Annotated in this window: 19 protein-coding genes and 1 tRNA gene; 12 read left to right on the plus strand and 8 right to left on the minus strand. The window is 67.1% G+C overall.

Annotated features, from left to right (window positions below):
* Window positions 1-115: 115 nt before the first annotated feature.
* From DZC52_RS10130 to DZC52_RS10145, 4 genes are read left to right on the plus strand one after another with little or no spacing between them, the layout of a single operon-like run.
* The gene (locus DZC52_RS10130; protein WP_116651035.1) at window positions 116-370 is read left to right on the plus strand and encodes a Smr/MutS family protein; all 255 of its coding nucleotides are present in this window, start codon (window positions 116-118) and stop codon (window positions 368-370) included.
* 34 nt (window positions 371-404) lie between these two features.
* Window positions 405-989: a class I SAM-dependent methyltransferase gene (locus DZC52_RS10135; RefSeq protein ID WP_116651206.1), complete on the plus strand. Its 585-nt coding sequence runs from the start codon at window positions 405-407 to the stop codon at window positions 987-989.
* 54 nt (window positions 990-1043) lie between these two features.
* Window positions 1044-1295 carry a type II toxin-antitoxin system Phd/YefM family antitoxin gene (locus DZC52_RS10140; protein WP_116651036.1) on the plus strand — a complete coding sequence of 84 codons (252 nt, stop codon included), beginning with the start codon at window positions 1044-1046 and terminating at the stop codon, window positions 1293-1295.
* Window positions 1292-1546, plus strand: a complete 255-nt coding sequence (locus DZC52_RS10145) for a Txe/YoeB family addiction module toxin (protein WP_116651037.1) — start codon at window positions 1292-1294, stop codon at window positions 1544-1546. Before DZC52_RS10140 ends, DZC52_RS10145 begins: the two co-directional genes overlap by 4 nt.
* A gap of 26 nt (window positions 1547-1572) precedes the next feature.
* Here the strand turns inward: DZC52_RS10145 and DZC52_RS10150 are convergent, their stop codons facing one another.
* On the minus strand, window positions 1573-2046 hold the full coding sequence (locus DZC52_RS10150; protein WP_116651038.1) for a hotdog fold domain-containing protein: 474 nt from the start codon (window positions 2044-2046) through the stop codon (window positions 1573-1575).
* A gap of 139 nt (window positions 2047-2185) precedes the next feature.
* On the opposite strand from DZC52_RS10150, the gene DZC52_RS10155 reads away from it, so the two are divergent.
* Window positions 2186-3142, plus strand: coding sequence for an MBL fold metallo-hydrolase (locus tag DZC52_RS10155; RefSeq protein ID WP_116651039.1), 957 nt, complete (start codon window positions 2186-2188; stop codon window positions 3140-3142).
* Window positions 3143-3176: 34 nt separating this feature from the next.
* Here the strand turns inward: DZC52_RS10155 and DZC52_RS10160 are convergent, their stop codons facing one another.
* The 3 genes from DZC52_RS10160 to DZC52_RS10170 all read right to left on the minus strand — a co-directional run bounded on the left by DZC52_RS10160 (window position 3177) and on the right by DZC52_RS10170 (window position 8659).
* Window positions 3177-5381, minus strand: coding sequence for a hypothetical protein (locus tag DZC52_RS10160; protein WP_116651040.1), 2205 nt, complete (start codon window positions 5379-5381; stop codon window positions 3177-3179).
* On the minus strand, window positions 5378-6289 hold the full coding sequence (locus tag DZC52_RS10165) for a serine/threonine protein kinase (protein ID WP_116651041.1): 912 nt from the start codon (window positions 6287-6289) through the stop codon (window positions 5378-5380). The genes DZC52_RS10160 and DZC52_RS10165 overlap by 4 nt, the downstream gene beginning before the upstream one ends.
* 78 nt (window positions 6290-6367) lie before the next feature.
* Window positions 6368-8659 (minus strand): phosphohexomutase domain-containing protein, encoded by a 2292-nt coding sequence (locus tag DZC52_RS10170; protein WP_147307655.1) that lies wholly within the window; start codon window positions 8657-8659, stop codon window positions 6368-6370.
* A gap of 285 nt (window positions 8660-8944) precedes the next feature.
* On the opposite strand from DZC52_RS10170, the gene DZC52_RS10175 reads away from it, so the two are divergent.
* Window positions 8945-10513 carry a hydroxymethylglutaryl-CoA reductase gene (locus tag DZC52_RS10175; RefSeq protein WP_220338329.1) on the plus strand — a complete coding sequence of 523 codons (1569 nt, stop codon included), beginning with the start codon at window positions 8945-8947 and terminating at the stop codon, window positions 10511-10513.
* A 79-nt stretch (window positions 10514-10592) separates the two neighbouring features.
* Window positions 10593-11315 (plus strand): SDR family NAD(P)-dependent oxidoreductase, encoded by a 723-nt coding sequence (locus tag DZC52_RS10180; RefSeq protein WP_116651043.1) that lies wholly within the window; start codon window positions 10593-10595, stop codon window positions 11313-11315.
* Between the two features lie 17 nt (window positions 11316-11332).
* Here DZC52_RS10180 and DZC52_RS10185 read toward each other — a convergent pair.
* The 3 genes from DZC52_RS10185 to DZC52_RS10195 form a co-directional block, all read right to left on the minus strand.
* A tRNA-Arg gene (locus DZC52_RS10185) sits at window positions 11333-11409 on the minus strand.
* Window positions 11410-11721: 312 nt separating this feature from the next.
* The gene (locus DZC52_RS10190; protein ID WP_116651044.1) at window positions 11722-12108 is read right to left on the minus strand and encodes a DUF6768 family protein; all 387 of its coding nucleotides are present in this window, start codon (window positions 12106-12108) and stop codon (window positions 11722-11724) included.
* Window positions 12105-12662: an RNA polymerase sigma factor gene (locus DZC52_RS10195; protein WP_116651045.1), complete on the minus strand. Its 558-nt coding sequence runs from the start codon at window positions 12660-12662 to the stop codon at window positions 12105-12107. The genes DZC52_RS10190 and DZC52_RS10195 overlap by 4 nt, the downstream gene beginning before the upstream one ends.
* On the opposite strand from DZC52_RS10195, the gene DZC52_RS15915 reads away from it, so the two are divergent.
* From DZC52_RS15915 to DZC52_RS10215, 4 genes are all read left to right on the plus strand, one after another.
* Window positions 12564-13001, plus strand: a complete 438-nt coding sequence (locus tag DZC52_RS15915) for an EF-hand domain-containing protein (RefSeq protein ID WP_342766689.1) — start codon at window positions 12564-12566, stop codon at window positions 12999-13001. The two genes, DZC52_RS10195 and DZC52_RS15915, sit on opposite strands and share 99 nt — an antisense overlap.
* 97 nt (window positions 13002-13098) lie before the next feature.
* Complete coding sequence (locus DZC52_RS10205; RefSeq protein ID WP_116651047.1) at window positions 13099-14136, plus strand: DUF2235 domain-containing protein; 1038 nt, start codon at window positions 13099-13101, stop codon at window positions 14134-14136.
* Between the two features lie 97 nt (window positions 14137-14233).
* Window positions 14234-15097 (plus strand): glucosaminidase domain-containing protein, encoded by an 864-nt coding sequence (locus DZC52_RS10210; protein ID WP_116651048.1) that lies wholly within the window; start codon window positions 14234-14236, stop codon window positions 15095-15097.
* A 2-nt stretch (window positions 15098-15099) separates the two neighbouring features.
* Complete coding sequence (locus DZC52_RS10215; RefSeq protein ID WP_181918893.1) at window positions 15100-16158, plus strand: polysaccharide deacetylase family protein; 1059 nt, start codon at window positions 15100-15102, stop codon at window positions 16156-16158.
* Window positions 16159-16171: 13 nt separating this feature from the next.
* Here DZC52_RS10215 and DZC52_RS10220 read toward each other — a convergent pair whose 3' ends face one another.
* Entirely contained in the window at window positions 16172-16510 is a 339-nt protein-coding gene (locus DZC52_RS10220; RefSeq protein WP_147307656.1) for a prepilin peptidase, read from the minus strand.
* Window positions 16511-16593: 83 nt separating this feature from the next.
* On the opposite strand from DZC52_RS10220, the gene DZC52_RS10225 reads away from it, so the two are divergent.
* On the plus strand, window positions 16594-17424 hold the full coding sequence (locus tag DZC52_RS10225; protein WP_220338330.1) for a M90 family metallopeptidase: 831 nt from the start codon (window positions 16594-16596) through the stop codon (window positions 17422-17424).

A 17424-nucleotide genomic window follows, 5' to 3' on the forward strand; every position in this document is an offset into this window, starting at 1 on the left:
GTCACTCGGGTCGCACCACACGATCTGCGGCTTTTCCGACTGAAACGCGCTCCGCGCAGACTTCTTCAGAGGGTCCCTAGACTTCCGAAGTAGCCGATCCAGCGGAGACACTCCCTTGGCCAAACTCAAGCTCGACCTGCACGACATCTACAACTGCGGCACCGCCATCGACCGCGAGCTCGAGCGGGTGATCCACGAGGCGGTGGACAAGAAGATCAAGGAGGTCGAGATCATCCCGGGTCGGGGCTCCGGGCAGCTCAAGAAGCGGGTCTTGAAATTCCTGGAGCGCCCGGACATCAAGCCGCTCTATCACCGCGTGGACAAGGACTCGAAGAACCCGGGGCGCTTGTTCGTGTATTTTCGGTTCTGATGGCCTGCGGGCCGGCTGCCGAGGGTGAGTGACCATGCGGGGCGTCGAGCAGATTCCCTGGCTGTATGACCTGATGATGCGCCTGGCGCCGCGGATTGCGCGTTGGCGCAGCGAGCTGGTGGCCGGCGCGCACGGACGGGTGCTGGAGGTCGGTTGCGGGACGGGCCTGGGCCTGACGAGCTACGGTGCCGATGTCGAGTTGTTCGCGCTCGAGCCCAATTTTGAGGCCCTGTGCTGGGCTCGCAGGCGGGATGATCATGACGCGAGACTGGTCTGCGCCACGGCCGAGGCGATTCCCTTTCCCGACGATGCTTTCGACTGCGTGGTCTCCTCGCTGGTGTTCTGCAGCGTGCCGGACGCCGATCGGGGCTTGGGCGAGATCAAGCGGGTGTTGCGGCCGGGTGGCCGGCTGCTGATGCTCGAGCATGTGCAGGCGCGCTCGAGGTTGGGCGCGCGGGTGCTCGATTGGATCCAGCCGGCCTGGACGCTGGTCAGCGGCGGCTGCCATCCCAATCGCGACACCGTGGCCGCGGTCGAGCGCGCCGGGTTCGTGATCGAGGCCGATTCGTTTCGCGCCCGCGGGGTGATGCGTCGCTTCTCGGCCCGCCCGGGTGAGTGACCGAGGCGTGAGCCCTCACTTGACGTACAGATTTCTGTACAATAAGATTCGCGCATGTCCACCATCAGTTATACCGACCTGCGCCGTCGCCTGGCCGGCGCCATGGACCAAGTCAACGAGGACCACGCGCCCCTGTACATCACCCGCCAAAAGGGCAAGGGGGCCGTGCTGCTTTCGGCGGACGACTACGCCTCGATCGAGGAAACCCTGTATCTGATGTCGAGCCCGCGCAATGCGGCACGCTTGACCGAAGCGATCGAGGGCTTGCGGCGGGGCGAAGGCGAAGCGCGTGAACTGATCGAGTGAAGATCTGCTTTCACGAGCACGCCTGGGCCGATTACCGCTATTGGCAGAAAGCCGACCCCAAGAAACTCAAGCGCATCAACGATCTGATCCGGGCCATTCAGCGCGACCCGTTCCAGGGCGTAGGCAAGCCGGAACCATTGCGGGGCAACTGGACCGGTTTCTGGTCGCGTCGGATCGATCGGGCACATCGACTGGTCTATGCGGTGGAGGGTGACGCTCTCTTGATCGCCCAGTGCCGGTTCCACTACTGAGCGCCGCACCAAATACCCAACGTTCTTCAGGCCTTCGGCGGCTTCTCCGAGACGTAGAGCATGATCGTGCCCTGCACCACGACGGTGTCGTCGGCGCGATAGGCGGTGACTTTCACCGGCAGGTCGCCGGGTTTCCAGTCTTCCGGGTTCGTCTCGGCGGTGACGCGGATGTCGGAATCGGCCTTGGCGGTGTAGTCGACCTGCATGCCGCGCGGGATCCAGCGCAGGTGTTTGGGGATGGTGGCTTCGGCCAGGCCGCCCATGGCCATTTCCAGGGCGTTGCAGATGGCGATGACGTGGACGGTGCCGATGTGGTTTTCCACCTTGCGGCGCTTGGCAAAGCGCACTTCGCAGAAATTGGGACGCAGTTCGGTGACCCGGGGCCCGATGGTGGCGAAGTACGGCGCCTTGCGGGCGAACAGGCGCGAGAACAGCGCCTGCCCGAACGGCCAGCGCGCACAGCGATCGTAGAGATCGATCAGGTAGTTGGATTGGGACATGGATTCCTGTGGGGCGGCCGATGGGCTTGTCCATACGCTACAGTATGGTCGAGCCCCGCACAAGCGCCCCGGACCGCCGGGATGCTGGTCGAAAACCGCCCGGCCAGTGATACGCTGAACGGATAACCGAGGAGACGACATGACCGGCATCCACACCATCGACACGCACTATCTCGACCGGCCCGAGATCGCCGCGGCTTACCTGATCGTCGAGGGCGAGCGTGCGGCCTTCGTGGACAACAACACGAACTTTGCCGTGCCGCGGCTGCTGGCCGCGCTCGAGGAACAGGGGCTTTCGCCCGATCAGGTCGAGTACCTGATCATCACGCATGTGCACCTGGATCACGCCGGCGGCACCTCGAAGCTGGCGAAAGCCTGCCCGAACGCGACCGTCCTGGCCCATCCGCGCGCCGCACCTCACGTGATCGATCCTTCCAAGCTGGTGGCCAGCGCCTCGGCGGTGTACGGCGAAGAGACTTTCAGGAAGCTCTACGGCACGATCGAGCCGGTGGCCGAGGAGCGCGTGCGGGTCATGGACGATGAAGAGACCCTGCCATTCGGCAGCCGCGAGCTGCGCTTCCTGCACACGCGCGGCCACGCCAATCATCATTTTTGCATCGTCGACAGCGCCTCGGGCGCCATCTTTGCCGGGGATGCCTTCGGGCTGGTCTATCCCATGCTGCAGGGCGAGGGCACCTTCGCCTTCCCCTCGACCAGCCCGACCGACTTCGAGCCCGAGCTCGCGCGCGAGTCGATCCGCCGCCTGGTCGACGAAAATCCAAGCTGCATCTACGTGACGCACTTCGGGGCCGTGACCGATATCGAAACGGCGGCCGAGCAGCTCATCCGCCACCTGGATTTCGCCGAGCGCCTGCGCGACGACGCCGAGGCCAGCGACCTGCCCGACGAGGAACTGGAAGCCTACTGCCGCCCTCGCCTCTACGACTATGTCGCCGGCCTGCTCGACGGCCACGGCAACCTCGGCCGCAACGAACACGTGTGGTCCCACTTGAAGCTCGACCTCGACATCAACGCCCAGGGCATCGCGTTCGCCGCCAACAAGCGCCGGCGCAAGGCGCGGGCGGCCGAGGGCTGATTCACCCGCGCCAGGCGCTTGGGCGCTCGGGCGTCTAGGCCGCGCCGCCGGAGCGTGACTGCGCAGGGGCTTGCGCTGCCCGGCGGGCGGTGTCGGAGCGGTTTTCCTGGTGGGCCTCGTTGAGGCGGTGGACGAAGGTGTTGGCGTCCTTGTCCTGGTCGGTGTCGAAGCCGACGGCGGTGACGGTGCAGGTGAGCGTGTACTCGCCGCTGTCGAGGCGGAAGGGAAACTCGGCCAGCACGTCGAGCAGGCGCTGGCGGAAGATCCTCGCGCCCTCTTGCTCGGTCATGGGCAGGATGATGAAGGGCACGGCGCGCTGGGATTTCTCCAGCGAGCCGACCAGGTCGAGGTCGCGGGCCAGGCGCACGATGCGGAAATAGAGTTCGGGCAGCAGCTCGCCGATGTCGCTCTTGCGCGGGCGCCGGGGCGGGCCGCCGTCGTTGGGCACCAGCCATTCGACCAGCACCTTGATGACCGAAAACGGGTTGCCGTAGCGCTGCGCGGCCTTGACCTGGTGCTTGAGGAACAGCGCGGTGTTGTTGACGCTGAGTACAGTCGGTGGCAGCTTCGGCGGCTCCTCGTCGCCGTCGAGCCGCTCGACGAGTTCGTCGATCAGGCGGGCGGCCTGCTGCGGCGAGTAGCCGTGGCGCTTGAGCCGATCGGTGATCGCCTCGCTGAGCTCGTCGAGTTCGTCGCGGCTTTCGACCTGCTTTTCGAGCCAGTCGAGCACCAGGGTGTCGGTGAGCTGTTCGCTGCCGCCGAGCATGCGCTCGAACAGTTCCATCTTGCTCGACTCGCGCAGCTGCGGCATGCGCTGTTCCAGCTCCTGCTCGAGCTGCCGCGAGGCTTCCGGCGACATGCCGCCCTCGCCCATGCGCTCGATCAGCTCCTTCTGCACGCGCGAGATCTGGTCGCCCAGGGTGCCCGGGTCGAGCGGTTCGCCGTGCGAGAAGCGGCTGAGCGCGAGCTTCTGGCTGACGCGCTCGATGTAGTCGGTGAACGCCGCGGAAAGCTGGTTCTGGTCGCTGACCCCGCCCTGGCGCAGCTCGCCGGCCAGCACCACCAGTCGCGCGGCCTCGGTGGGATCGTCCTGGATCTTCTGGACGATCTCCTCGACGTCCATGCCGACGTTTTCGGCGCCTGCTTCCAGCGCGCTGACCAGGTGCTCGCCGCGCAGTTCGTTGGACAGTTCGTGGACCAGCTGGGTGTACTTGTCGAGCGGCATGCCTTCTTCGATCAGCCCCTTGCGCAGCCGGGGCAGCAGGCGCTTGAGATCGCCCGCGTCGGGCAGCATGCGGTTGATGATCTGGGCCATGCGCTTGACCGAGAAATTGCCGCCGCGGTATTCCTCGCGCACCAGGTTGACCAGGGTGGAGTAGGTCAGTTCGTCGACCTCGCTGACCACGCCGCCGCCGTCGGCCATGATGCGGTCGACGTCCTCGTGGGCCGAAACCGACTTGTGCAGGCGCTGGCGCAGCGTGCTCATGGCCGTGAACAGTTCTTCCGGCGACAGGCCTTCGATGTCGCCGCCGCCCATCTCGACTTCGCGAACCAGTCGCTTGAGATGTTCGACCAGCCGGGTGCGATTGTCGTTGTTCCCGCCGCTCGATTCGGTCAGCCGCTGCGCGGCGGCGTCGGGATCGCCGGCGAGCTGGCCGAGCGAGAAGTAGGACTCGAGCTGGCCGAGTACGCGCTCGCTTGCTGCCGAGACCTGTTCCTTCGGCTTCTTGCGCCTGACCGACTCGCCGCGGTCGATGCCGGAGTCCTCGCTGCTGACGACCTTCTGGTCGGAGGTGACCTTGCGGTAGACGATGTAGTTGAACTGGATGGCGCCGGACTGGCGCGGTCTCAGCTCCGCCTCGGCGGCGTCGAGCGAGGGATACTCCAGCAGCTTGGCCAGCACGGTGACCAGCGCCTTGGCGTCGGACTCGCTGAAGCCCTTGCTGAAGGTAATCGACTCAAGGCCCATCTCGTTGAAGGAGTCGACCATGCGCTTGGGGTTGAAGCGCGCGCCGACCGGGTGTTTCTCGACGAACAGGGTGCCGCGGTCGAGGATGAGCGACAACGAGCGATCCTTGTTCAGGGCGGCCCCGAGCGTGCCGTGGAAGGTTTCCAGGGCCCGTGCGGTGGTCGGGTGGTCCATGCCGAAGCCGCAGGCGTTCATGTAGGCGGAGTTGAGCTGGCGGGCGATCAACTCGGCCGTGCGCGCGTCCAGGTTGTGGGCGCTGGGCTGGTTCACGGCGCGGCCCGGTCGCGTTGCAGGTTGGCGTCCGCCCAGCGCCTGATGGCCTGCCCGAAGGCGCGTGCACTCACATAGCGCTTGCTGCGCTCGCTGGCGGTGGCCTTGAGAATGATGCCCTCCATGACCGGATCGATCCACGGTGAGCAGGCGGCCGGGGGTTGCGTGAAGAAAGTGTCGGGCTGCTTGATCTTGCGCACCACGGTCTGCTTGCCCGATTCGTCGCGGATGGGCAGCCGGCCGGCCAGCAGTTCGAACAGGATCACCCCCATCGAGTAGATGTCGGTGCGCCGGTCGGTGTCCTTGGCCGCGGCCTGTTCGGGCGAGAGGTACTGCGGCGTGCCCACCACCAGGCCGCGGGCGTAAAACTCGATCTGGCGCGTCTTGGCGATGCCGAAGTCGGCGATCAGCGCCCGCCCGCTGCGGTTGTCGACCAGAATGTTGGCGGGCTTGAGGTCCTGGTGGATCACGCCTTCCTCGTGCGCGAACTCCAGCCCGTCGAGCACCTCGCCGACCAGGCGAACGGTGTGGTGCAGCGGCAGGATGCGGCGCGTCGGCACAGGGTGACGTCGCAGCTTGGCCAGGATGCGGGCGAGGTCCTGGCCCTCGACCAGCTGCATCACCTGGTAGAAGTACTCGTCGTCTTCGCCGCTGTCGAAGATGGTGATGATATGCGGGTGGTTGAGCACCGCGATGGTCTCGGCCTCGTCGCGGAACTGCTGGCGCGCCGACTCGCTGCGGGCCAGGGCCTTGGGCAGCAGTTTGATGGCCACCTGGCGCTTGAGCGTCTTCTGGTAGCCGATGAACACCGCGCCCATGGCGCCGCGGCCGAGCTCGCGCACGACGATGAAGTTGCCGAACGCGCGACCGATGACGCTGGTGTAGTCGTGGGTGCTGATTTCGCCCAAGAACGCCCCCTGAAAAGGCAGTCTATTAGCGCGATCTTAACCCAGCCGTTTTGGGAAATAAATCACACTTTACAGGGGTCAGGCCGATTCCGTCCCGTTGCCCGTCTCGCCGGAACCGGACAGGGCTTCACTGGGTGGACGCGCGTCGGCCGCCAGCACGGCGAGCAACCATGCGGCGGCGTGAAAGGCGTCGGGCAGGCCGTGCCAGTCGCTCGCCCTGCAAACCGCTCCGTCGGAATGCAGGCCCAGCGCGGCGCCGCGATCGTGGACGGCCTGCTGGACGGCCACGGCGTCGCCGTCGGCGGCGATGACCTGGAATTCGGCCGCCGCCCGGGCCGTCAGTTGCGCTGCCAGTCCCGCGTCGGCCACCACGGCCGGTTCTTCGGTCTGTTCGGCGAGGTCGCCGGCCAGCAGGGCGCTCAGGCGCGCCGGATCGACCGCCTTGCCCTCGGGCACGACGACGCGCAGCCGACTGCCGGTGCGGTCGAAGGCCAGGCCCAGGTCGGCGGCGAAGTTGTCGACGCAGAGCTTGAGGTCCTGGGCGCGCTCCTCGCTGTCGAAGGCGGCCACCTGGTCGGCGCGGGTCTCGGCGTCGGCGTTGAGCCCGATGACGTCGACGTCCATCGACTCGAACAGCGCCGGTGCCAGCGCGCCGTTGACCGCGTTGCCGCAGTCGAGCACCACGCGCAGCGGCCGCTGCAGGCGATGGTTGGCGGCCAGCTGTTCGCCGTAGGACGCCAGTTCGTCACCGCGGGTTCGCTCGCCGGCGCCGGTGGCGTATTCCTGGTTGCGGATGCGGTCGAGCAGGTTGCGGCGCTCCTCGCGCCCGAGCCAGCGACCGTCGAAAACGATCTCCACGCCGTTGATGTCTTCCTCGCGCTCGCCGCCGGTGACCATCACGCCGCCGGCCTGCTGCATGCGCATGGCCGCGAACCAGGCCACCGGCGCGGGCACGGCGCCCAGGTCGATCACGTCCACGCCGCTCACGCTCAGGCCCTGGCTCAGGCCTTCGAGCAACTCGGGGCCGGACTCGCGGCCGTCGTGGCCCAGGCAGATGCGCCGCAGGCCCCGCTCGGCCGCTTCCGAGCCGATGGCCTGGCCCAGGATCACCATGTCGGAGACGGTCAGATCCTTGTCCACCCGGCCGTAGAAGCCGTCCGGCCGGAACAGGGAGGGGTCGACGCCCTGGTAGGTATCGAAGTCTTCCAGCAGCTCGTCGTCAGGGTCGCTGCCCTGTTCGGAAAAGGGCAGGCCGGCGGCCGGCTGGGTGGCTTCCAGTTCCGAGTCCGCCCGCGCCAGTTCCTCGAGGTCGGCCTCGACGTCGCCGCGCAGCCACTCGGGCAGGTCCGGCGACGGTGCAACCACCGTGGGCGGTTCGTCGTCTTCGGCATCGAATGCCGCGCGGGCCGGCGCAGGAGCCGGCTCGGGGTCGAGCACCATGGTCTTGCGCGCCTGGCGCGGCGAATTCCGGCGGGGCTTCGCGACCCGCTCGGGCTCGGGAGCGGTGGCCGGCTCGGCTCCCTGCGTCGCGGCGCCGAGATAGCGCGCCAGGCGCGTGCGGCGGCGCAGCAGCAGGCCGATCATCAGCACGATCACGCCCGAGCTGCCCAGGATCACGGCGTCGCGGTTGGTCAGCGGCGCCTGGACCACCGCCCGGCTCCACTGCAGCACCAGGCCGCTGCCGGCGATGGGGATCTCGCGGATGCGTGCGGCGGTTGATCCGCCGGTGGCGCCCAGCAAAGTGTGATTGCGGTTCCCGCGCTGGGCCAGCGCCATGAAGTCCAGCGATTCGGCGGGCTCGATCAGGCTGGTGATCACGCTCACCGTCAGGCGCAGCAGCAGCACGCCGCTCTCGCCCGGCAGGGTCTGAGCGAAAGCCAGGCTCTCGGAAGGGGTGCCCGGCTGCAGCACGCGGATTTCGGCACGTCCGTTGCGGATCGCCTCGATGACGATCTCGGTAGCGGCGAAGTCCAGCCCGTTGTCGCCATTCACGGCAAAAGCGTCGATCTCGCCGGGCAGCACCCGGGCGTCGAGAATGCTCACCACGCCGCGGTCGCGCAGGGCGGCTCGCAGGGCGTCGTTCGAGGCGGAGCCGTTGGCGGTGGCCGAACGGGCAGCATCGACAACGCTGGCGTCGCGCAGGCTGGTCTGGATGTCGGAAAGCGCCTCGCCGATGCGGTCGGCCTGTTGCGAGGCGACCCGGTCGGAGCGCTCCAGCTCGAGTTGCGCGGTGAGGTTGAGATAGACCATCACGCCGCCGGAGGTCATGGCGAACAGCCCGACGGCGATGGCGATCAGGCTGCCCACCCTGAGAATGTTGGCAAGCGCGTCGCGAATCAGGAAGGATTGTTCCCTTTGCGGCTTGTTCACGGTGTCCCTGTCCCCCCTGGCAAGCCCTGGCCCTTCGGCCGGGCGCTACCTGAAAAAAGCGATGAAAATCACGGTCCGCAATCCCCATTGCGAACTGCCTACAAGCCGCATTATGCCAGTGTCGCTGCCCGGGCTCTACTCCGCCCCCGGCGATGAACGGCATATGGGGGTCGGGCGGCATCGCCTTCGGCCTTGATCTGAAGCAAGAGCGCTCGGGCGGCATCGTCCTAAGATCGCAGTGAATCGATTCGATGGGCGCCGCTGGACGGCGCGGGAGTGACCCGAATGATGCGTTTTGTTCCCAAGGCCCTGCTCAAGCGCCTCTACAACCGTGCGAGCCTGCGCAACACCGAGGCCGGCGTGGTCTTCTCGATCAAGAACCGGCTCAGCCCGGCGCGGCTCGAAGCCGTCGAGCAGGTGCGCATCGACGGCGAGGTCATCGCGCCCGAGCGCATCCTGATGTCGGTCGACGGTCGGCCGGGCGCGCCGCTGCCCGAGCTGCTCTCCGGCGACGGGCTCGATTTCCCGCTGGGCACCCTGCTGGTGCTGGAGCTGGCGATCGACCGGCTTGCCGAGGGCGAGCACGAGATCGAGCTGGCGTTTCGCGCCTCGCCTTTCGGCAAGCTTTCGGTGAAGGTGAGCGACCGGCTGCAGTCGGGCGAGCGTGCCCCGGACACGATTCCGCGCGATCCCGAGGACGACTACGGCGAGGCGATCATCCGGGCCCGGCAGGATTTCGTGAAGCAGCGAACCGGCGCCGACATCGAGCACATCACCCGCTACGCTTTCGACCCGAAGATCACGCGCGGCAACATCGAGCACTTCACCGGTGCCGCCCAGATTCCGCTGGGGGTAGCCGGCCCCTTGCTGGTCCACGGCGAGCACGCGCAGGGCGAGTTCTACGTGCCGCTGGCGACCACCGAAGGCACGCTGGTGGCGTCCTACAACCGCGGCATGCGCGTCATTCGCGAGTCCGGCGGGGTCAAGAGCACGGTGGTCGGCGATAACATGCAGCGCGCGCCGGTGTTCGGCTTCGAGGACGCGGCCGCCGCGCGTCGCTTTGCCGACTGGCTGAAAGAGCGCACCGAGACCCTGCGCGAGGTGTGCAGCGAGTCCGACCGCTTCGTGTCGCTGAAGTACGTCGACTACTACCTGGCCAGCCGTTTCTGCTACACCCGCTTCAACTTCATCACCGGTGACGCGGCCGGCATGAACATGGTCGGCAAGGCGACGTTTGCGGCCAGCAACTGGATCCTGCAGAACTACACCGGCGACGAGGTCAAGGAGTTCTACCTCGAGTCCAACTTTGCCACCGACAAGAAGGCCTCGCAGATCAACGCCATGCGCACGCGCGGCAAGCGGGTGACCGCCGAGTGCACGGTCAAGCGCGACGTGCTGCGCGACGTCATGGATGCCGATACAGAACAGCTCTACACGCACTCGAAGATCGCCAACATCGGCTCGATGCTCTCGGGCGCGAACAACAACGGCTGCCATGCCGCCAACGCGATCACCGCGATCTTCATCGCGACGGGACAGGACGTGGCCAACGTGGCCGAGTCCTCGGCCGGCATTCTCTACACCGAGCTGACCGAAGAGAAGGACCTCTATATCTCGATCACCCTGCCGTCGCTGATCGTCGGCACCATCGGCGGCGGTACCGGCCTGGCCACGCAATCCGAAAGCCTGGCCATCATGAACTGCCAGGGCCCCGGCAAGGTGATGCAGTTCGCCGAGATCATCGCCGGCACGGTACTCGCCGGCGAGATCTCGCTGGGCGCGGCGATTTCGTCGCTCGACTGGGTCTCCAGCCACGACCAGTACGGGCGCAACGATCCGACGCGGCAGGGATAACGGCAGGCCTTGACGCCCGCTTGCCGGGTCAGGATGGATGATCGCGAATGGTTGTGATCTCTCCCGGACGCCAATCGTCATGATCGAACCCAAGGACGCCAAGCCCTTTCCCGCCGAGGGCGTTGCCGTGGTCGCCGGTGCCAGCGGCGGCATCGGGGCGGCGCTTCGTGCCCAGCTCGAATCGCATTCCGACCGCTTGCGGGTCATCGGCCTGTCGCGGCGCGGCGACCCGCCGCTGGACGTCACAGACGAGGACAGCATTCGTGCGGCTGCCGAATGGGTTGATCGCGAGGCCGGCGAGGTCCGGCTGGTGATCGACGCCACGGGCTTTCTGCACAACGACGAGTTCGGACCGGAGAAGACCTGGTCGCAGCTCGATCCGGATCACCTGGCCAAGGCATTCGCCGTCAACGCTTCGGGTCCGGCGCTGTTGATGAAGCACTTCCTGCCCCTGCTGCCGAAGAAGGGCAAGTCGGTTTTCGCGACCCTGTCGGCCCGCGTCGGTTCGATCGGCGACAACCGCCTCGGCGGCTGGTACAGCTACCGTGCATCGAAGGCGGCGCTCAACCAGTTCGTGCGCACTGCAAGCATCGAGCTGCGCCGCAGCGCGAAGGACGCCGTTTGCGTGGCGCTGCATCCGGGCACGGTCGATACCGGCCTGTCGGCGCCGTTCGGGAAGCAGGGATTGAAAGTGCGTGCACCCGACATTGCCGCGCGTGAATTGCTGGCCGTGATCTCGGATCTCGAGGCGGCCGATTCCGGTGCATTCCTCGATTATCGGGGTGAGACCGTTCCCTGGTGAGCCGAACAGGAAGGGAATGGCGCGCCCGGGAGGACTTGAACCCCCAACCCTCAGGTTCGAAGCCTGATGCTCTATCCAATTGAGCTACGGGCGCTTTTCGGAGGCGCTGAGAGCTACTGCGCGGCCGCTCTCAGCGCCTCCTCTGAAACTTTCACTGAGTGCGAGCCAGAGGTCTCCGGCGGTACTCGCGATCCTCATGTACTTAAACGTACACGCGCGACGGCTCCAGTCCGGCGCTTCTTGCGCTTCGCGCAAACCGCACCGGCCATTCCACCTGCGCTCCGGTCGCTCCGTTCCGGCGGCCACTGTCAGCCACAAGCTCGCTACGCTCTCAGTCGCTCCTTAACAACGTAGCATTCATTGCAGTCATTTTGCGAGCGAGTTCTGGCAGCATGAGCGGCGGACACTAGCGGTCCTCCGGGGATGGCTCGTCTCGTTGGGAGATCAGGCGGAGTTCGAGGCGGGCGATTTCGCGTAGGACGCGGTTGGCTTCGAAGTGGTCGCCCATGAAGCCTCTCAGGAAGGTCATGATCTGTACCAGGATGACGGCGATCACGCCGGACTGGATGGCTTCCACGGGATCCTGGGCGTGGAAGAGCGACCAGAGGGTGAACACGGCGGCGACGAAGACGATGAGCTGGCCGCTCATCACCACCCACATCACCCAGCCGAGCTTGCCGCGGAACAGGCCGAAGGCCTGCTTGAAATAGCCGGGTTCCCGGTTCAGTTCGGCCATCAGGGCTTCGTCGCGTTCGGACAGCGATTCCTGGATCAGGTCGTCGATCTTGCTCATGTCGTTTCTCCTTCGAGTCGGGCACGCAACTTGTTTCGCGCGTGCATCAGTCGGGTCTTGACGGTGCCGGGGGCGATGTCCATGGCCGCGGCGATCTCGGCAACGCGCAGGCCCTCGGTGTAGAACAGCGCCAGCACGGCACGCTGCCGGCGGGGTAGCTCGTCGATGGCGCGGCCGATGGTGGCCATCTCGGACTGCGTTTCCGGCTCGTTGTCCGTTTCCGCGCCGTGGCGTTCTTCCCGCGCCAGGGCGGCCTCGCCGGCACGGTGGCGCTGGCGGCCGCGGATCGAGCGGGCGCAGCGCCTCGAAACAATGCGCAAGGCCCAGGCGGGGAAGGCTGCCGCATTGTCGAGCGAAGGTAGATCGCGAAGAATGTCGGTCCAGGCCTCCTGCGCCGTGTCGGCGGCCAGTTGCTTCTCGCCGGTCAGCCGATAGGCGTGTGCAAGCAGCCTGGGGTGCCAGCGTTCGGCCAGCCGGCCCAGGGCCTGGCGGTCGCCGGTCCGGGCGGCGGCTGCCAGGTAGGTGTCCAGGGCTTTTTCCTTCTCGGTTCGCAACGAAACGCCGCCTTTGTTTTTCGTTCTTGCCCCTACAGTGTCCCGATTGGCGGAAACGGTTCAATCGAAGAGTGTTATCTTTGCCCGAAAACCACCCCAGATACACGGAGCAGGACGGGCATGAAACGCGAAGAACTGGTCGACGAGATGTTCAAGCAGGTCGACACCAACAACGACGGCGTACTTTCCAGGGGCGAGTTCGTCGAACTGGTGCGCTGCCTGACCGGCGAACACGGGGTGGGTGTGAGTTCGAAGATCTTCGACGAGTTCGATGCCAACCAGGACGGCGTCATTTCCCGTGACGAAGCCCTGGAGATGATCATCCAGTTCGCCTTGTAGTTGAGCGCCGGGGTTTGGCGCCGACCCGCTTGATCGCACGGATTGATGCGCTGAGGCCAGGCGCGTAGCATTTCCCCGGGGCACCGGGGAATGCGGCATGAAACGAATCGTCGTCTGTTGTGACGGAACCTGGAGTTCGGCCGATCGCGAGCGCGACGGCGAGCCGGCTCCGACGAGCGTTCCGCGACTGGCCGAAGCCGTGGCCGGGGGCGATTCGCTGGGCGTCGAGCAGCGCGTCTACTACGGTCCCGGCGTGGGCGCCGACGGCAACTGGCTCTACCGATGGTTCGCCGGCGCGACCGGATGGGGCTTGTCGGACAACCTCAAGGACGCTTACCGCTTCGTCGTCGAGCACTACGAGCCCGGCGACGAGCTCTTCCTTTTCGGCTACAGCCGCGGTGCGTTCACCGTGCGCAGCCTCGGCGGCCTGATCTACAACGCCGGCATCCTCAAGCGCGAGTTCTCCGACCACGTCGACGAGGCATTCGAACTGTACAAGTCCCGCTCGCCGCTCAAGCACCCCGACGGGTCGAAAGCCGTGCGCTTCCGCGAGCGCCTGAGCTGGGAACATCGCACGCCGATCCACTTCATCGGGGTTTGGGACACGGTCGGCGCGCTGGGCAATCCGCTGCTGCTGCACAGCAGCCCGCTGAGCCGGCGGGTGCAGTTTCACGACACCCAGCTCGGGCCGACCGTGCGCTTCGCCTATCACGCCCTGGCCATCGACGAAAAGCGCCGGCACTTCAAGGCCACGCGCTGGCAGCGGCATCCTGAGGCGAGCGGCCAGGCCATGGAGCAGCGCTGGTTCGTCGGCGTGCACGGCGATGTCGGCGGCGGCAGTCCCCACGACGGGCTATCCGATCTGGCCTTCGACTGGATGGTGCGCCAGGCCCGCCTGTGCGGACTGGCCGTCGAGGGCGTCGATGCCGCACCGGACGTGTTCCAGGGGCCGGCGCGCAGCCGCCGCGGACTGTTTCGCTTGATCCCGCCCTGGCACCGCCCGATCGCGGCGGCCGATGAGTATCGATCGGGGGAGGTGGTTGACGAGTCCGCCCAACGCCGCTGGCGCGACGACGACGAGTACCGGCCACCGAACCTGGGCGCCCACTTCAGGCGCCGGGGCGACGAGGGCTGAGCCGGCGGCTTGCCCCGGGGCCGCGCTGCCCGCACCTGTTAGTCCTTAAGAGAGCGGCAACACGCCTGCTTGGCGGGCTTGATGGCAAACTAGCGATATGAACGAAGAAACCGAAGCATCCCGAGCAACCCGGAACAAAGGGCCGAGGCTGGCGCCGCGCCAGCCGTCGCGCTGGGCAAGCGAGGGCGTGGTGGTGTTGGCGATCGTCCTGGTCGCCGGCTATGCGCTGCTGCGCCCGGCGCCCGAGACTCTGCCCGACTTCAATGCGTTCGAGCGCGTCGAAGAGCGCAAGCAGGCCTTCTTCGGATTCCTGGCGCCCATCGTGGTCTCGGAGAACGAGCGCGTGCTCGAACAGCGCCGGCAGCTGCTCGAGATCGCGCCCCGGGTCGCCGACGGCGAGCGCCTGCCCTTCCTGGACCGGCGCTGGATGAAGAACCTGGCGGCCGAGTACGAGCTGGCCTGGCCCGGCGAATCACGCGAGGAGACCCTGGCGCTGCTGCTTCGCCGGGTCGACACCGTGCCGGCTCCGCTGGCGCTGGTGCAGGCGGCCAAGGAATCGGGCTGGGGGCGGTCGCGATTCGCCCGCCAGGGCAACAATCTGTTTGGCCACTGGTGCTATGCGCGCGGCTGCGGCATCGTGCCCTCGCGGCGTAATACCGACGCCGCCCACGAAGTCGCCGCCTTCGATTCCGTGCGTGAGTCGGTGCGGCGCTACATCAACAACCTCAACACCCATCCGTCTTACCTGCCCCTGCGGCGCATCCGGCTGGACGAGCGCGAGGCCGGTCGCCGGCCGCAAGCGCTGAGCCTGGCCGACGGCCTGATCCGCTATTCGGAGCGGCGCGAAGCCTACGTCGAGGAAATCAAGCAGATCATCCGCGCCAACCGCGAGCTCATCGGGCAGGCGATGAACGACGACTCGGCCGCGAGCGCTTCGGCGGCGGCTGCCGGGGCGCCATGATGATGGCGCGCGTGATTGCCATGGTGCTGGTCGTCGTCGGGGCGGCTTCGCCGGCCGCGGCGCAGGAGCCCCACGGCGTCGTCCTGCTCTACCACCACGCCAGCGCGGACACGCCGCCGTCGACAAGCGTCACGCCCGAGCGCTTCGAGGCGCATCTCGATTATCTCGAGGCCCACGATTACCGCGTCTGGCCCGTCGACCGGCTGCTCGCCGCGGTCATCGGCGGCGAAGAGGCGGTGCCGGCGAACGTGGTTGCCATCACCTTCGACGATGCCTACGAGTCGGTCTACACCCAGGCGCGGCCGATGCTGCGCGAGCGCGGCTGGCCTTTCGCGGTGTTCGTCAACACCGATGCGATCGATGCCGGCCATTCGCCCTACATGAGCTGGGACCAGCTTCGCGACCTGCACGCCGAAGGGGTGCTCATCGGCAATCACAGCGCCAGCCATGCCCACCTGATCGCCCGCGAGGAAGGCGAAAGCCGGGAGGCCTGGAAGCAGCGCGTGGCCGCGGACCTCGAGCGCGCGGGACGCCGGATCGACGAGGCGATCGGCGTGCAGCCGGACATTTTCGCCTACCCCTACGGCGAGGATTCGGCCGAGCTCGCCGGGCTCGTCGGCGACGACCACGCCTTCGGCCTGGCGCAGCGTTCCGGCGCTGTCGGACCGGGTACCGACCCGCTGTCGGTGCCGCGTTTTCCGATGGCCAGCGGTTTCGACGGCATGGACCGTTTCGAGCTCGCCGTGCGTACGCGCCCCCTGCCCGTCGTCGAGGCCGAACCCGAGCCGCCCGGCGACGGCGTGCGCGGTCCCTTGCGCTCGCTGCGGCTGGCGCTGGAAGACGGCACTTACCGCGCGGCCCAGCTGGCCTGTTATTCGGCCGGCGGGGAGCGGTTGCAGGCGTCTTTCGAAGAAGGCCCGCCGCATCGCGTCGACATCCGGGTCGACGGGCGCGGCTCGACCGGGCGCAACAAGATCAACTGCACTGCGCCGGCAAGCGACGGCAGCGGCGACTATTTCTGGTATGCCTTTCAGTGGGTGCAGGATGCCGTGCGCGACTGACGGCGCGCGGCGGTCATTCCTGCGGCAGCGCGGTCTGGGCCTTGCGGTTGACGATCCGCACCCAGGGCGCGCCGTGCACCAGGCCCGGCGGCAGCACCTGGATGGCCAGGACGATCAGGCCGGCCAGCGCGAAGCCCAGCCATTCGGGCGGGTCGTTGCCCATCAGGCTGTCGACCAGCGGGATCATGGCCACCGCGGTCTGGGTAAGGAAGCCCAGGTGACCCTGCGCGCGGGCCTTCAACGGCGCCGTGCAGTACCAGCAGTCGAGCTTGCTGCCGCTGAAAAGCGCTTCGAGTTCCTGCGGGTGGAGCTTGTGTCCGCAGTCGGGACAGTGATCGCGTGCTTCGGTCATCGCGGTGCCCGTACTTGCCTTGCCCGCCTTCATTCTATTGATACGGCAGCGTCTGTTCCAGACATCGGCGGGGCCACGACCTGATGGAGATCCTTCTCGCCGTCGCCCTTGCCGCGCTGGGCTGGTGGCTGTGGGGCCGCTGGCGCCGCAAGCGGCGTCGCGCCATTGCCGAGACACCGCTGCCGGAGCGGTGGCGCGAGATCCTCGAGCGCAACGTCCCGCTCTACCGCGGGCTGCCCGAGCACCTCAAGCGGGAACTGCACGGCCACGTCCAGTTGTTCCTGAACGACAAGACCTTCGAGGGCTTCCAGGGCCTGGAGGTCACCGACGAGATGCGCGTGACCATCGCCGGCAACGCCTGCATCCTGCTGCTCAACCGGCCGCACGACCAGTACGCCAACTTCTCGACGATCTACCTCTACCCGAGCACCTTCGTGTCCCAGCACCAAAGTTACGACGGTCTGGTGCAGTCGGTGGGGCGGCAGGCCCGGCTGGGGGAGTCCTGGCACCGGGGGCCGGTGGTGCTTTCCTGGGATTCCGCCCTGGCCGGCAGTCGCGACATCAAGGACGGGCACAACGTGATCCTGCACGAGTTCGCCCACAAGCTCGACGACGCCGACGGCACGGTCGACGGTGCGCCCATGCTGCACCAGCGTTCGCAGTACACCAGCTGGGCGCGGGTGATGCGACGCGAGTTCGAGCAGCTGCAGCGCCGGGCAAGTCACGGCGCGCGAACCCTGCTGGACCACTACGGCGCCAGCGCACCCGAGGAGTTCTTCGCGGTGCTGGTCGAGACCTTCTACGAGAAACCGCGCCAGCTCAGGGACAGGCATCCCGAGCTGTACGAAGAGATGCGCAAATGTTTCCGAGTCGACCCGCTCGCCTGGCACGAGTCGATCCGGAAACGGCGGTAG

It is taken from the genome of Wenzhouxiangella sediminis (assembly GCF_003410055.1).
Lineage (GTDB): Bacteria > Pseudomonadota > Gammaproteobacteria > Xanthomonadales > Wenzhouxiangellaceae > Wenzhouxiangella > Wenzhouxiangella sediminis.